General features: G+C 43.3%; 13 protein-coding genes. 7 read left to right on the top strand and 6 right to left on the bottom strand.

All coding sequences use genetic code 11. The features are described from left to right. Window position 1: 1 nt before the first annotated feature. Both NSQ25_RS02190 and NSQ25_RS02185 read right to left on the bottom strand, forming a co-directional pair. A complete protein-coding gene (locus NSQ25_RS02190; protein WP_012008933.1) occupies window positions 2-436 on the bottom strand; it encodes a PTS sugar transporter subunit IIA in 435 nt (144 codons plus the stop codon). A gap of 95 nt (window positions 437-531) precedes the next feature. Further along, on the bottom strand, window positions 532-1,974 hold the full coding sequence (locus NSQ25_RS02185; protein WP_034283798.1) for a PTS mannitol transporter subunit IICB: 1,443 nt from the start codon (window positions 1,972-1,974) through the stop codon (window positions 532-534). 507 nt (window positions 1,975-2,481) lie between these two features. Here NSQ25_RS02185 and NSQ25_RS02180 point away from each other — a divergent pair. From NSQ25_RS02180 to NSQ25_RS02170, 3 genes are all read left to right on the top strand, one after another. After that, window positions 2,482-4,116: a copper resistance CopC/CopD family protein gene (locus NSQ25_RS02180; protein ID WP_326136047.1), complete on the top strand. Its 1,635-nt coding sequence runs from the start codon at window positions 2,482-2,484 to the stop codon at window positions 4,114-4,116. A gap of 15 nt (window positions 4,117-4,131) precedes the next feature. Next, window positions 4,132-4,746 (top strand): DUF1775 domain-containing protein, encoded by a 615-nt coding sequence (locus tag NSQ25_RS02175; protein WP_041106532.1) that lies wholly within the window; start codon window positions 4,132-4,134, stop codon window positions 4,744-4,746. A 188-nt stretch (window positions 4,747-4,934) separates the two neighbouring features. Further along, window positions 4,935-5,531: an NAD(P)H-dependent oxidoreductase gene (locus tag NSQ25_RS02170; RefSeq protein WP_326136048.1), complete on the top strand. Its 597-nt coding sequence runs from the start codon at window positions 4,935-4,937 to the stop codon at window positions 5,529-5,531. A gap of 44 nt (window positions 5,532-5,575) precedes the next feature. Here NSQ25_RS02170 and NSQ25_RS02165 read toward each other — a convergent pair whose 3' ends face one another. Genes NSQ25_RS02165 through gabT form a run of 3 tightly spaced genes read right to left on the bottom strand, consistent with a single transcriptional unit; the run spans window position 5,576 to window position 9,671 of the window. After that, window positions 5,576-6,970, bottom strand: coding sequence for an NAD-dependent succinate-semialdehyde dehydrogenase (locus NSQ25_RS02165; RefSeq protein WP_098677289.1), 1,395 nt, complete (start codon window positions 6,968-6,970; stop codon window positions 5,576-5,578). Beyond that, window positions 6,945-8,333, bottom strand: coding sequence for an APC family permease (locus NSQ25_RS02160; RefSeq protein ID WP_326136049.1), 1,389 nt, complete (start codon window positions 8,331-8,333; stop codon window positions 6,945-6,947). The genes NSQ25_RS02165 and NSQ25_RS02160 overlap by 26 nt, the downstream gene beginning before the upstream one ends. 21 nt (window positions 8,334-8,354) lie before the next feature. Continuing rightward, a complete protein-coding gene (gene gabT, locus NSQ25_RS02155) occupies window positions 8,355-9,671 on the bottom strand; it encodes a 4-aminobutyrate--2-oxoglutarate transaminase (protein WP_326136050.1) in 1,317 nt (438 codons plus the stop codon). Window positions 9,672-9,780: 109 nt separating this feature from the next. On the opposite strand from gabT, the gene NSQ25_RS02150 reads away from it, so the two are divergent. After that, on the top strand, window positions 9,781-11,205 hold the full coding sequence (locus NSQ25_RS02150) for a PLP-dependent aminotransferase family protein (RefSeq protein ID WP_326136052.1): 1,425 nt from the start codon (window positions 9,781-9,783) through the stop codon (window positions 11,203-11,205). Window positions 11,206-11,236: 31 nt separating this feature from the next. On the opposite strand, the gene NSQ25_RS02145 is transcribed toward NSQ25_RS02150, so the two are convergent. Next, window positions 11,237-11,548, bottom strand: coding sequence for a metalloregulator ArsR/SmtB family transcription factor (locus tag NSQ25_RS02145; protein ID WP_034283858.1), 312 nt, complete (start codon window positions 11,546-11,548; stop codon window positions 11,237-11,239). Window positions 11,549-11,674: 126 nt separating this feature from the next. Here NSQ25_RS02145 and NSQ25_RS02140 point away from each other — a divergent pair, with 126 nt between their 5' ends. The 3 genes from NSQ25_RS02140 (at window position 11,675) to NSQ25_RS02130 (ending at window position 14,508) form a co-directional block, all read left to right on the top strand. Next, the gene (locus NSQ25_RS02140; protein ID WP_326136053.1) at window positions 11,675-12,049 is read left to right on the top strand and encodes a hypothetical protein; all 375 of its coding nucleotides are present in this window, start codon (window positions 11,675-11,677) and stop codon (window positions 12,047-12,049) included. 139 nt (window positions 12,050-12,188) lie between these two features. Next, window positions 12,189-13,055 carry a TetR/AcrR family transcriptional regulator gene (locus NSQ25_RS02135; protein WP_231293950.1) on the top strand — a complete coding sequence of 289 codons (867 nt, stop codon included), beginning with the start codon at window positions 12,189-12,191 and terminating at the stop codon, window positions 13,053-13,055. Window positions 13,056-13,071: 16 nt separating this feature from the next. After that, window positions 13,072-14,508 (top strand): MDR family MFS transporter, encoded by a 1,437-nt coding sequence (locus NSQ25_RS02130; protein WP_046313897.1) that lies wholly within the window; start codon window positions 13,072-13,074, stop codon window positions 14,506-14,508. The last annotated feature ends 141 nt before the right edge of the window (window positions 14,509-14,649 follow it).

Raw genomic sequence — 14,649 nt, 5'->3', positions numbered from 1 at the left:
GTTAGTTCACCTCGTTAAAGATGGCGATCAGTTCATCCTGATCCTTTGCATGAATGATACGCTCTACGTTTTCTTCCTCTGAACAGACAATCGCAATTTGAGAAAGAATATCGAGGTGCTCATTGTTTTTACCAGCGATACCAAATACAACTTTGGCAATATTCCCCTCGCCATATTCAACGCCATCAGGAATTTGGATAATGGAAATTCCTGAATGAAGGACAGCCGCTTTCGCATCCTCTGTTCCATGAGGAATGGCAATTCCGTTGCCCATAAATGTAGAAGAAATATTTTCTCTTTCAAACATTTTGTCCACATAATCACTTGTGACATAACCGTTTGCCACTAAGACTTCGCCTGCTTTTTTAATGGCTTCTTCTTTAGAGCCCGCTTGTTCGTTTAGAAAAATATTGTCTTTTGAAAGTACTTGTTTCATGAAAGATCACACACCTTTTTTAGAATGGAAAACCAGAAAACAACCAAAACGGGGAGTTCAATTAGGAAAAATTGGACTCAACCCGTTTCGTCATGTTATTTTTTCAATTTCTCAATCAGCTCATCGTATTTCGGGCTGTTTAAGAAATTATCAACTGAGATATGCACAGCTCCTGGCAGTTTTGCCTTGGCTCTATCTGTTAAATCTTTATGAGTAAAGACCACATCGGCATCATCTGGGATGTTGCTGATGGATGTATTTGTTACATCAATATCTAGCTCTGCCTTTTTGACTTTATTCTTTAAGACGGATGCGCCCATCGCACTTGAGCCCATTCCTGCATCACAGGCAAAGATGATTTTGTTCACGTTATCTGGATTGATTTCATCTGGAGATGCTGCTTGCTCGCTTGCTTCAGCACCTTCTTTTTGTGCTGTAAGAGCAGCTGCTGCTGCACTTTTCTTGCCTTTCATGTCTTGCATTTTTTCAGTTGCTGCTGTTAAGTCTTCGTCCACTGCTTTAGACGCTTTCAAAATGACAGAAGCGACAAGGAATGATACGACCGCTGCCACGACAACACCTGCTAGAACGGCAAGGTGGCCGCCTTTTGGTGACATGAGCATAAGAGCGATAATACTTCCTGGTGACGGCACAGCCTTTAAGCCTGCATTTAACAGTGTAAAGGTCAGAACGCCGCTTGCTCCCCCAGCAATAACCGCCAAAATGAGCTTTGGCTTCATTAAGATGTATGGGAAGTAAATCTCATGGATTCCCCCTAAGAATTGAATGACAATCGCACCCGGTGCAGACTGCTTTGCAGTCCCTCTCCCAAAGAACATGTAGGCTAGAAGAACACCTAGACCTGGTCCTGGGTTTGTTTCAAGCAAGAACAGAACGGACTGGCCTGTCTTCGCCGCTTGCTCCACCCCTAATGGACCTAAAATTCCTTGGTTAATTGCATTGTTTAAGAACAATACTTTCGCTGGTTCAATGAAAATACTTGCCAGCGGAAGTAAATGTGCATTGACAATGATATCTACACCTGCCGCAAGGGCCTTATTCAGGCCTAGTACCACTGGACCGATGGCGTAGAAAGCAATGGCGACTAAAATGGCACCTAGAATACCTGCACTAAAGTTATTAATCAGCATTTCAAAACCTGATTTGATTCGGTCTTTAAACAGCTGGTCGATTTTCTTAATGAGATAACCGCCAAGCGGTCCCATGATCATTGCGCCTAAAAACATTGGGATGTCCGAACCGACAATAACCCCAATCGTAGCGGTTGCACCTAGTACCCCGCCTCGATGGTCATATACGAGCTTCCCGCCTGTGTAACCGATTAAGAGCGGCAGCAAGTAGTTGATCATTGGACCAACAAGTGTATTTAATTGTTCATTTGGAAAATAACCACTTGGAATGAATAATGCGGTGATGAGTCCCCAAGCGATAAACGCTCCAATATTCGGCATGATCATACCGCTTAAATAGCTTCCAAAGCGCTGTACTTTTACTCGAAATCCGCTTTTTTCCTGCATCTATGAAAACTCCTTTCTTCTCTCCCTTTATTTAGGGCTTTATAGGTCAAAAGATATAAGAACAAGATTCAGTGAAGCCCTTATGCCTATCGTAAAACGCTTTCACTTTCTCTTCAATTGAAACTAAATGTCACTTTGTCACATAGTGTGTGACAAAATTGAAAAATGATGTGAAAATACCTTCAGATCCCAATACAAAAGGGGCGAAAAGGTTGATCTGCCGTTGTTTTGAAACAAAATTCATGGGAATTTCACAACTTTCAAATGGTCTCTTCTTGTTTCCTCTTCTTAAATCGAATAGGCTTATAATTGATCAAACCTATTCAATTAAGAAATGTCTGCGCAGACATGACACAGAAAAAGTGAACCATCTTGCTGTTTGTTTCGTTTACCTTTTAAAGAGGGCGGTACAATAGGAAGAGCGGTTTTTTCTGTGACTCACAGTTTACTGCCGCTTTCTTTCTGATACATGAGACATTTTCATAGGTAGAAAGGCGGTTATTCACCTTGTTTAAAAATAGTAAGTGGCTTCTGCTTCTTATGGTCATGTTCGCTTTTTTCATTCCAAAGGAAGCATTTGCTCACGCATACGTCGTGAGCTCGAACCCAGCGGCAAATGAAGAGCTGGATCAGCAGCCTCCTTCTGTCTCGATCACATTTAGTGAAGGAATTGAAAGCGGCTTTCATGCCATTAAGGTGCTAAATGCAAAAGGTGATCGTGTGGATAAAGGAGATACGGTCATTAAAGATCAAAAGATCATGGAAGCAGCTTTAAAAAAGAATTTACCAAAAGGGATTTACACCATTCAGTGGAATGCGGTATCAGCGGACGGACACTCTGTCTCTGGCATGATTCCGTTTAGTATTGGAAAAGCGGATGGCGGTTTTGACCAATTAGGGCAAGGCCAAACGGATGAATCCATAGATATGGCTTCAACTATTGATAAAGCCTTTCTTTATACGTCATTCAGCTTATTCCTTGGGACCATTTTGTTTGGACTGCTTTGGTTTAAGAATACGATTTCACCTGTATTGGAGAAACGAATGAAGCGGCTTTTGACCGTGTCATTGATCATGATGGGCGGAGCACTTGTGTTCCAGCTGCCGATTCAGACAAAATCAGCGGCAGACGTGTCCTTTTGGGGGGCATTTCAGCCTTCGCTTTTACAAGAAACGATTGCGTCCACTTCTGGCGGTAGTCTGTGGATGATGCTTATGGCGTCATTTGTTCTTCTCACCATCTGGACGATTGTGGCGGTGAGAAAAGGGGATTTCTCTTCTTTTCGAGTTTGGCTGTTTCCACTGCTTCTCTTCATAGTGCTTCTTTGGCTGAAGGCACAAATCGGACATCCAGCCGCAACAGACAATAAAATACTCACAACATCACTTGATTTCATCCATCTCGTCTCTGCTTCGATTTGGGTCGGTGGTTTAACAGCCATTGTCCTTCTATTGATAAAGAAACTGCCAAATGAAGATGAGCCGCTCATACGGAGTACGCTAGCAGCATTTCATCCTTGGGCACTGCTCTCCGTTGGACTCATTGTGTTTTCAGGATTTGTGAATGCGATCTTTATTTTGCAATCGTTTGACGCTCTTTTCCAATCAGCATACGGACGCACCTTTTTAATCAAGCTTGGTTTATTTATCATCATGGGCCTTCTTGGGCTTATGCATTACTTGATGCTGAGATGGGAAAAGAAGCAGAAACGCAGCATTTCCTTACGAGCTGAATGGATGATCGGGATCGCCATTTTGTTATTAACGGCTGTCTTTACCAATATTCCGAGCCCTCCTCCGCCTGCACCAGAGCCCTTCTTTGGCGCAAATCAGGTTGAGCATCGTGATATTGTGTCCTTGAGCATTACTCCGAATGCCCCGGGGAAAAACTCATTCGAAGTGGCATTTACAAAGAAGAATGGCGAAACGATCACTGATATTCAATCTGTAACAGCCAAGATCCATAAGGTGGCTTTATTCGGTGATGAGACACCGAGTGAATTTCAGCTGAAACGATTAAAAAATGGTCATTTCTCTGCTGAAAATCTCTTATTAAATGAAAAAGGCACATGGAAAATTGAAATCCATGCGTTAACTGGTTCTTTTAAGAATATCGATACCACATTTATTAGAAGAAACTAAAAGGAGTTATCACATATGAAAAAATACGTTAAAGCTTTATTACCAATGCTTCTCGCTTCATTTTTATTGGCGATTCCTGTGAGTGCGCACGTAACAGTCAAGCCTGATACATCTGCGACAAATGCTTGGGAGACCTATACATTAAAGGTTCCTTCTGAGAGTGACAGCCCGACGACTAAGGTTGTCGTGACAATTCCTAAAGGCGTAGAATTCCAGCAATATGAGCCAGTACCTGGCTGGAAAACATCAACTGAAGAGAAAGATGGCAAGGTAACAAGAGTGACTTGGGAAGCAACAGGTAAAGGTGTGCTTGCTGGACAATTCCAGCAATTCGTTTTTGTAGCGAAAAACCCTGAAAAAGCAGGTGAAGCTGCTTGGGATGCGTATCAATATTATAAGGATGGAACAGTCGTTGAATGGACTGGCGATAAAGATGCTGATAAACCTCATTCCATCACAAACATTGTGGCATCTAATACTGTAACGGATTCACATGGCCAGGAAAAACCAAAAGAAGAAAAGGCCTCTGAAACAGCCACTGCTTCTTCCTCACCACTTGTCCTTGGTCTGTCCATTGCTGCTCTAGTCGTGGCACTGATTGCACTTGGACTTGCTTTTAGAAAGAAATAAAAGTGTATGAGCGATCGTTTTCTTAGAAACGATCGCTTTTTCTTCCTTTACACATGTACAAATCGCACTGTTTACTTTTATGACGATCAATTTTTTCCATTTTCCCAACTTGTTATTACCAATATAGGATTGAATAGGATAAAGCCGCGTGACATAATGAGACAGATGACCACATAGGAGGCTATGAGATGAACCATGTAATCATATTTGCTCATCCCCAGCAAAGCTTAAATCAAACCTTATTAGATCTTGTTGTGAGCACTCTATTGAACAATGGTCATAAAGTGACTGTTCGTGATGTCTATGCCCTGGGTTTTTCGCCAGAGCTCACCATTACAGAAAAGGCTGCCATCAAATGCGGTGATGTCCCGATTGCCATTCAAAGAGAGCAGACGCTGATTCAGCAAGCGGATGTGCTGACGTTTATTTTTCCAATATGGTGGACAGGCTTGCCGGCTATGCTAAAAGGATATGTAGAACGCGTCTTTTCTGAAGGTTTTGCTTATCAGATCAGTGAGGATGGAGAGATTGAAAATCTGCTTCGGCACAAAAAAGGTGTCATTATCAACACCCACGATGCACCGAGGACTTTTCTTAATTCCAATAAGATTTCCACCTCCTCCCATCACATGACAACCGATACTGAAGTCTTCAATTTTATTGGCGTTCAGCCTGTCGAACGGCTTTTGTTCAGCAGCATGGAGCAGGCATCTGCAGATTACATACATGAAATTTTGAAAGAAACGAAAGAAACGGTGGATCAGCTTTTCCCGCCTGCTGTATAACATAAAAAAGACTGCCGAGATTCCTCTGACAGTCTTTTTCACGTTTATTCGTCTAAACCAATGGATACATATTTTGTTTCTAAATAAGGCTCGATCCCTTCGATGCCGCCTTCTCGGCCAATTCCGCTCTCTTTCATACCGCCAAAAGGTGCTTGGACAGCCGATGGACCGCCATCATTCCAGCCAATGATCCCATAATCGAGATGTTCTGAAATGTAGAGTCCGTTCCGATAATTTTCTGTAAAGAAATAAGCTGCAAGGCCAAAAGGTGTATCGTTGGCTAATTCAATTGCCTCGTCTAACGTTTTGAATGTCGTAATAGGTGCCACTGGACCAAAGGTCTCTTCATGCATAATGTTCATCGAAGGGTCCACATGTGTAAGAACCGTTGGCTGGACAAAATAATATGATTTGTCATCGTCGAAATGCGTATCGCCGCCGACAAGAACTTTCGCCCCTTTATCCACTGCATCTTGAATTTGACCGACAATTTTATCAAAGCCGCGCTTGTTGATAATTGGACCGATGGATGTGCCTTCTTCAAAGCCATTTCCTACTTTCAGCTTTTCTACTTCTTTGCTGAATCTTTGCGCAAATGCTTCATGAATGTCTTCATGCACAATTAAGCGGTTGGCACAGACACAGGTTTGCCCTGCGTTCCGAAACTTAGATGCCACTGCTTGTTTGACAGCTAGTTCAAGATTCGCATCCTTGTCTACGATGAGCGGAGCATGACCGCCAAGCTCCATTGATACGTGTTTGACTGTACTGGCACTGTTTTTGATCAGGTGCTTCCCGACGGGCGTTGAGCCTGTAAACGTGATTTTTCGAATCAATGGACTATCTGTGAAGATTTCACCCACTTCTTTGCCGTCTCCCACAACCCATTGCAGTGCATCCTCTGGAATGCCGGCTTCATGACCTAATTTTACTAGTTCTATAGCTGTCAGCGGTGTGTCTTCAGCAGGTTTTACAATAAACGTACAGCCTGCTGCAAGCGCAGGAGCTGCCTTTCTCGTAATCATCGCCGCAGGGAAATTCCACGGAGTAATGGCAGCAACAGGACCAACTGGCTGTTTTGTGACGAAAAGGCGTTTGTTCGTCGTATGTGACGGGATGGTTCTGCCGTAGATTCGCTTTGCTTCTTCTGCGTACCATTCAATATAACCAGCCGCATAGACGATTTCTCCTAATGCTTCTTGATACGGCTTTCCGTTTTCTTCTGTGATGATTTTCGCAAGCCTCTCTTTATGCTCAATCATCAGATCAAACCACTTGCGAATGATATTGGCACGTTCATGTGCTGACGTTTTTGCCCATGATTTAAATGCTTTGTGTGAACGGGAAATTGCATCTTCGATCTGTTCTTTTGTATGCTGAGCAACTGAAGCAATTTCTTCTCCTGTTGCAGGATTATACACTTTGAGTTCGTTTGTCATGCTCTACCGTCTCCTTCGTTCTTGGATTCATTACATATAGTATATACCCAATGAGTACCCAACCTAAAAGCAATATCCATTCAGCTGGCCAAGATAAGGAGGCCGGCATTCCTGGAAAGTAAAATGAAAGGAAAAGAAGACTCAGTCCGATGGCTAAAACACCTGTCGTCCGCCAATATTTAATGCTGTATGGACGCTCCAGCTCAGGTTCTGTTTTCCGAAGTCTCATAAAGGCAATGGACACGATTAAGTACCCGACGATGATTCCGACACCGCCCGCATTGACAATCCATACGAGGGCAGGGCGCCCTAATAATGGAGCGAAAAAAGCCAAAGCTCCAAGAAATAAAATGGCATTTGTCGGTGTTTTATACTTTGGATGAATATACGCAAACCATTTGGAAATCATACCTCTTTCCGCCATAGCATATAAAATACGGCTTGCACCGATAATAAAAGCATTCCAGCTCGTCACAATCCCTGCTACACCGCCAATAACCAGCACTGTTCCAAACGCTTGATGACCGAGAAGCTGAACCATCGCATCTGCTGTTGCTAATGAAGAGGCTTCAAGCTGTCCCTTTGACATTCCAGCAGCTACCCCAAAAACAATAAGCAGATAAAAAATGACCGCACTCACGATGGAAATAATCAAGATTCTCCCAATGATTTTTTTTTGTGCGTTAATCTCCGCCGCTACTTGCGGAATGACATCAAACCCAACGAATAAAAAGGGAATCATGACTAACACCGCCATAAGACCGCCAACCCCGCCTTGAAACATCGGCTCAAGGTTTGCAAAATCTCCATTAAATGTTGCGCCGCCTAAAAGGAGAAAACCTGTCAGAATAATCGCCACTGTGAACACGGACTGAAAAATGGCAGCAGGCTTCGCCCCAATATAATTCAGCGCTGTTAAAAACAATGCACCGCCAGATCCAATCAATACCCACGTGAAATAAACGTCCCATCCCCCTATATTCCATAAGAAGCCAGCATGCTGTGTTGGAATCGCATAATCAATGACGGTCGGCAAGGCGACAGCTTCAAACGTAATCACAGACACATAACCAAACAATACGCCCCATGCTGAGACGAACGCTGCTTTCATCCCAAATGCCCGCTGGACAAAAACGAGCCCTCCGCCTGTTTCTGGAATCGCAGACGAAAGCTCGGCATACGTGAGTCCAATAAAGATCACTAGAATGCCTCCTATCACAAAGGCAATCACACTGCCTAAAAATCCAGCTGTTAAAATCCAATCTCCCGAAAGTACAACCCAGCCCCAGCCAAGCATTGCACCAATGGACAAAAACAGTACCTCTGACTGCGACATCGTTTTGGCCATTTGTTGTTTTTGCATACAACCATCCCCCTTTGTTGTTTAGCGTGCTTTGAAGGCGTCCTCGATGATCCCTAGTCCTTCGTGAAGCAGCTCATCTGTGATGACAAGTGGTGTTAAGAAGCGAATGATATTCCCATTAATCCCTGCCGTTAAAAGAAGCAGCCCGTGCTCATTTGCATATGCTGCAATCGCTGCGGCTCTTTTCTTATCTGGTGTACGCGTTGTTTGATCTTCCACAATTTCAATTGCCGCCATTGCCCCTAACCGGCGAACTTCCCCAATGAATGGATACGCTGTTCTCCATTCATTGGCTTTGTCCTCAATGACTTGTCCAATATGTTCAGATCGTTGATTCAGTTGTTCTGTTTTAATGATATCAAGGACAGCCAGTGCAGCTACACAGCCTAACGGACTTCCTGCATATGTTCCCCCAAGCTCCCCTGGATCTGCCGCATCAAGCAGTTCTTTTCTGCCAACGACACCGCTCAGCGGTAAGCCAGCTGCAAGAGATTTTGACACAGTAATTAAGTCCGGTACCACATCAAAGTGCTCAATCGCAAAGTATTTCCCTGTTCTTGCAAAACCGGTTTGGATTTCATCTGCAACAAAGACAATCCCGTGCTGCTGACAGAAGGAAGCGACATGCTGAACGAAGCGCTTCGATGGCACAATGAATCCGCCCTCCCCTTGGACTGGTTCCATGACCACACAAGCAACGGTTCCTGGTGCAACGGCTGCGACGAAAAATTGATTGAATTGATCAATGATGTACTCGTCGTAAGCAGCATCGCTTAATCCTTCAGGTTTTTGATAGTAATAAGGGTACGGTGCTTGGTACACCTCAGATGCGAATGGCCCGAAGCCAAATTTATACGGCTTGACCTTGCTCGTCATGCTCATTGTCATATTCGTTCTGCCGTGAAAACCTCTTGTAAACGACACAACAGCCTGTCTTTTCGTATATTTACGTGCAATTTTCACCGCATTTTCAACAGCTTCTGCACCTGAATTAAGAAAAATGGCTTTCTTATCATGATCCCCTGGTGTGAGATGGCACAGCTTCTCTGCCAATTCGATATACGATTCGTACATCATCACGTTGAATCCTGGGTGAATCAGGCTCTCTGCCTGTGCTTTGACCGCTTCCACGACCTTTGGATGTGAATGTCCTACGTTTAATGTGCCAATGGCGCCTGCAAAATCGATAAATCGGTTCCCATCAATATCGAACAGCTCGGCTCCTTTCCCCTTCGCTGCAAGATGACGGTTGCCATTACTCACGCCTCTTGCGACGTATTGATCTCTTTTCCCCTGCCATTCTTCGGTTGAAAAACGGTTTGTTGTCGTTTGACTCATTGTCATCCATCCCCTTTATATCCTTTTTTATTATTCTGAATATTTTTTGGTATGATAGAAAGTACCAATATCATTTTTTTCATGGTACCAGAGAGGATGGAATGATGAGATGCTGACAATTCAACTAGATCAAACAGGGCAAAACGGATATATTTATCATCAAATTTATAAGAAGATTAAAGGGGAAATCTTAAACCGCAACCTGCAGCCGCACGATCAATTACCATCTAAACGAGAGTTAGCCGATACTTTAAACGTCAGCGTTAATTCAGTGAATGGCGCCTATCAGCAGCTGCTTGCCGAGGGATATTTATATTCGGTTGAACGCAAAGGGTTTTTCGTGGAATCACTAGAAACGTTTCATGAATCTGGTCAGCTAAAATCCTCTTCTCTTCCTGTAGATTTAAAGGAAGAACCGGTTGCACGAGACGACTGGTATTCCTTTTCACATATCTCCGTCGATACAGCGAACTTTCCATTTAAAAGCTGGCTGAAAAGTGAACAAAAGGCGATCCATCTCCACCAAGATGCCTTCGGTGAGCTTCCGCATCCACAAGGTGTGTATGAGCTGAGGGAAACGATTGCCCGGCTGATCGGACTTGCGCGAGGAGTCAAATGCTATCCGGAACAGCTCATTTTAAGTGCAGGCACACAGTCACTGATCCATTCGTTATCAAGCATTCTTCCAGCCGATCAAGTATATGGGTTAGAAAACCCCGGCTACCGCCGGCTCTATCAAATGCTGAAAAACAATCATCACCAAATTGAAACGATTGGCATTGACCAAAAAGGTGTGCGGATGAGCGACATTCATAAAAAACAGCCGAATGTGTTGATCATTACCCCTTCACATCAATTTCCAACAGGGGTGATTATGCCGATTTCCCGGCGCATTCAGCTGTTAAACTGGGCAGCCGATCAGCCAGATCGTTATATCATTGAGGATGATTATGACAGTGAATTTAAATATGGCACAGACAGCATTCCGGCGCTGCAAAGTCTTGACCGATATGACAAAGTCATTTATATGGGCACCTTTTCAAAATCATTGCTGCCCGGCTTGCGGCTAAGCTATATGGTGCTGCCTCAGCATTTATTGAGACGCTATAAGGAGGAACAGCATTTTTTCATTCAAACAGCTAATCTTTTTACACAATACACCCTTCTTCATTTTATAAAAGATGGGGCGTATCAACGGCATATTAAACGAATGAATGGTTTATATGAGGAAAAACGGAAGCAGCTTATTGAAGAGCTCAATACGATTTTTGCTGACAATGTGCGGATTCTTGGAGAAAATGCAGGGCTTCATTTTATTGCAGAGTTTCGCTCAAATCGAACGCAGCATGAGATTTTACAGCGAGCGAAAGAAAGAAAGCTGAAAATGTACGGAATGGATCGCTTTACCCTTGATGAGCAATTGCCGGGGCATCAGCCAGGCTTTGTTCCGCTCGTCCTCGGCTTCTCACATATGAAGCAAGAGGATATTCAGCCGGCAGTGAAACGGCTGTATGACGCCATTTTCGGGAAATAAAACAGCCAGCTGCCCTTCACAGACAGCTGGCTTACCACCGCTTTTTATCTATAGCTAGAATCGATGACATGAGTCCAGGAAAAGCGGTCTCGATGTCTTCTTTTCTTAAAGAATAGTAACGGTGCTTCCCGTCAATTCTCACTTTCACGACGCCTGCCTCCCTCAGCACTTTGAAGTGATGGGAAAGCGTGGATTTGGCAATATTCATCTCATACGTGCCGCATGTCCTCTCCCCCGCCTCTGCTAAGCAGCGGACAATTTCTAACCGGATTGGATCAGCCAATGCGTGCAGCACAGAAATCAGTCTCATATCTTCTTTGTTTGGATGGTTTGGATTCGTCATACAATAAATGTATCTTATTTTGTGCCAACATACAATCTCATTCACCTGAAGCTGACTAGTCAAGTAACGATATGGCTTCACAAACGTCCATTATTCATGAGACTGTCTGAAGGGAAGGAAACCATTTTGAAACATAATATATGGATTAGTTTATTGATGATGATTCTCGCGATCTTCCTCTGCGCCTGCCAGTCCGTCCAATATTCTCAGTCAAAACCACCTAGTGCGGAAGAGTTATTAGCTATGGATCAGCAGGCAGATTTATTTCAGTGGGAAGGAACGGTCTATGAAACAAATGTAGATTGGACGACATCCTTACACGTCACAAAACATCAGCAAGTAGGTGTCATTCAGAAAACAGCCGCCAAAAATTTTGAACATGGTACAGCTTCTAGGCTGCAAAAAGGGACCGCTATTTACTCTGTGAAAGAGAGAGAAGACATTTTGGTCATCGAACTTCACGGCAAAACAAAAATATATGTCGCACATGCGGAAGGATAAAATACCTGTCATATAGACGGGTATTTTTTTAAGTTCATTTTCTTGTCTTAGGGCATTGGTTTTGTTATCATAGCAAAAGTGACCACTCGGTTTCCATTGTGACCCTATGGTTTTGCCGATTCGGAAAGGACTTATGAAGATGAACGAAAAGCAAGAAGAGATTTTGCGGGTTTCAAAGAAATTATTTTCTCAAAAAGGCTATATGAGTGTCTCCATGCAGTCAATTGCCGATGCCTGTAAAATATCAAAAGCGTCTATTTATAAACTGTTTGATTCAAAGGAAGCTCTTCTACTAGAACTGATTAAATACAATCAGCGCAAAATGAGAGAGATTTCCCGCATCATTCATTCAGAAACGACGCTGTCCAAAAAGGAAAAATTCACAAAGAAGATCAAGCTTGAGCTTGAAGAGTTTAAAGAGAATCATAAATTTTTGAACATGCTGTCCTTTGAAGCTTTTTCTCAGCATTCGCCTATTGTCATTAAACACTTACGCGAGACACGCTCCATTATCATGCAGCGGCACAGAGACATTATTTTGAGCACATATGGTGAATCCGTCGCTCCTTATGTCTGGGATCTCGTGATTGTTCTCAATGGATTAATGAGAGAATTCATCTTAATGCTGGCGATTGAGCACAAGAACATCAAATTAGAAAATGCTGCCGAGATGATTATCGGTGTGATGGACCGTGTATCGAAAAAACCTTGCTCAATTGAGCCTGTGTTAACAGATCAGCTGATGGAATCTTATTTGTTTTCCTCACAGGACGGATATGATGAAGAAAAACTTGTCATCTCGTACTTAACGAAGATCAAACAAGAGCTTCACGCACTGTCAAACGGAGAAGAAAAAGACGATCTCCTCTCTGCGTATGAGCTGCTCAATCAAGAATTATCAAAGGATGAACCGAGAACCTTTTTAGTCAGCTCACTGCTCGATTATTTAGGCAAAAACAGCGTTTTATCACAAAACGTGTCACAGCTCAAAAACATCATTTTATAGATAAAGAAGGGATAACATGAACCAATCAACTACATCGTATAATCGATCTGTGATTGTTGGGATTTTCCTCGTTGGGGCATTCGTTGCGATTTTAAACCAAACGCTTCTCATTCCAGCGATCCCGCATATCATGGAAGATTTCAATATTGAGGTCAGCAAAGGACAGTGGCTTACAACAGCCTTTATGCTGACAAACGGGATTCTCATCCCTATTACGGCTTTCCTCATTGAGAAATTTTCAAGCCGTTCTTTAGTTTTAACGGCACTTAGCATCTTTACAGCCGGTACAATTCTTGCTTCATTTGCAACAAATTTCCCGGTGTTACTTGCTGCGCGTATCGTGCAGGCAGCCGGTGCAGGGATTTTAATGCCGCTGATGCAAACGATCTTTTTAACCATTTTCCCGAAAGAAAAACGCGGGCAGGCAATGGGCATGGTCGGACTTGTCATTTCGTTCGCACCTGCACTTGGGCCAACACTTGGCGGCTGGATTGTTGACTCCTTCAGCTGGAAGTTCTTGTTCTATATTGTTCTGCCAATCGGTATCATTGATCTCATTCTTGCTTTCTTCTTAATGAAAAATGTGACGCAGCAAAGAGAGACACGTATTGATGTCTTATCTGTCATCTTGTCATCGTTCGGTTTCGGCGGGCTGCTTTACGGATTTTCTAGTGTCGGCACATATGGATGGACGAGTGCGACTGTTCTCATTTCGCTGATTGTCGGCGCCGTGAGCTTGTTCTTCTTTATCCTGCGCCAGTCGAACTTAACAAGACCGATGCTTGAGTTTGGTGTATTTAAATTTGCGATCTTTAGCTTAACAACCTTCCTTGGGATGCTTGTCTTTGCTTTATTGATTGGTACAGAGACGATTCTGCCGCTTTATACTCAGAATGTCAGAGGGCTGTCTGCACTTGATACAGGGCTTATCTTATTGCCAGGTGCTCTCTTCATGGGACTCCTGTCACCGATTATTGGACGAATTTTTGATAAAGTCGGCGGAAAAGGGCTGGCATTAGGCGGATTTACGATACTCACCGTTACCACCCTGCCATTTATGCTGCTCACCCTTGATTCATCAATCGCCCTCATTACGGTCGCCTACACGCTTCGCTTAATTGGGGTTGGGATGATCATGATGCCGCTGACAACCGCAGGTATTAACTCTTTACCGCCTCATTTGATCCCTCATGGGACAGCGATGAATAACACGATGAGACAAATAGGCGGTTCCATTGGAACGGCTGTGCTTGTTTCCATCATGAGCACCTCTGCAGCAAATGCAGAATTGGCCAATCCATTAAAATCGGCCGTTCATGGAATGAATACATCATTCTTCATTTCTGGTCTGATTGCGGTCATTGGACTCGTCCTCTCCTTTTTCTTAAAGGAAAAAAAACGTGAGAATAAAGTGATGAAGCAGGAGCTATCTTCCTCCTCGTCTTCTTCATAAGAAAAAGAGCTCGGCATATGGCCGGCTCTTTTTTCATATACTCATACAATATCGTCCTCTCTGAAAACACATTTGTATTTCTAGTAAAGAAAAACCTTGATAATTTAAGGAAAAGAGTTGATAATAGGAACTATTCAATTT

Origin of the sequence: Bacillus sp. FSL R5-0512 (assembly GCF_038593295.1) — a bacterium.
GTDB classification, from domain to species: Bacteria; Bacillota; Bacilli; order Bacillales; family Bacillaceae; genus Bacillus; species Bacillus safensis.
The sequence above is the reverse complement of the archived record's forward strand: the minus strand, read 5'-3'. Positions and strand labels throughout refer to the sequence as shown.

Bases quoted from the DNA above. Each gene is read 5' to 3' on its own strand.
- gabT (WP_326136050.1), bottom strand. From the start codon at position 9,671: ATGAGTCAAACGACAACAAACCGTTTTTCAACCGAAGAATGGCAGGGG.
- NSQ25_RS02160 (WP_326136049.1), bottom strand. From the start codon at position 8,333: ATGCAAAAACAACAAATGGCCAAAACGATGTCGCAGTCAGAGGTACTG.
- NSQ25_RS02150 (WP_326136052.1), top strand. From the start codon at position 9,781: ATGCTGACAATTCAACTAGATCAAACAGGGCAAAACGGATATATTTAT.
- NSQ25_RS02130 (WP_046313897.1), top strand. From the start codon at position 13,072: ATGAACCAATCAACTACATCGTATAATCGATCTGTGATTGTTGGGATT.
- NSQ25_RS02185 (WP_034283798.1), bottom strand. From the start codon at position 1,974: ATGCAGGAAAAAAGCGGATTTCGAGTAAAAGTACAGCGCTTTGGAAGC.
- NSQ25_RS02170 (WP_326136048.1), top strand. From the start codon at position 4,935: ATGAACCATGTAATCATATTTGCTCATCCCCAGCAAAGCTTAAATCAA.
- NSQ25_RS02175 (WP_041106532.1), top strand. From the start codon at position 4,132: ATGAAAAAATACGTTAAAGCTTTATTACCAATGCTTCTCGCTTCATTT.
- NSQ25_RS02190 (WP_012008933.1), bottom strand. From the start codon at position 436: ATGAAACAAGTACTTTCAAAAGACAATATTTTTCTAAACGAACAAGCG.
- NSQ25_RS02145 (WP_034283858.1), bottom strand. From the start codon at position 11,548: ATGACGAATCCAAACCATCCAAACAAAGAAGATATGAGACTGATTTCT.
- NSQ25_RS02135 (WP_231293950.1), top strand. From the start codon at position 12,189: ATGAACGAAAAGCAAGAAGAGATTTTGCGGGTTTCAAAGAAATTATTT.
- NSQ25_RS02165 (WP_098677289.1), bottom strand. From the start codon at position 6,970: ATGACAAACGAACTCAAAGTGTATAATCCTGCAACAGGAGAAGAAATT.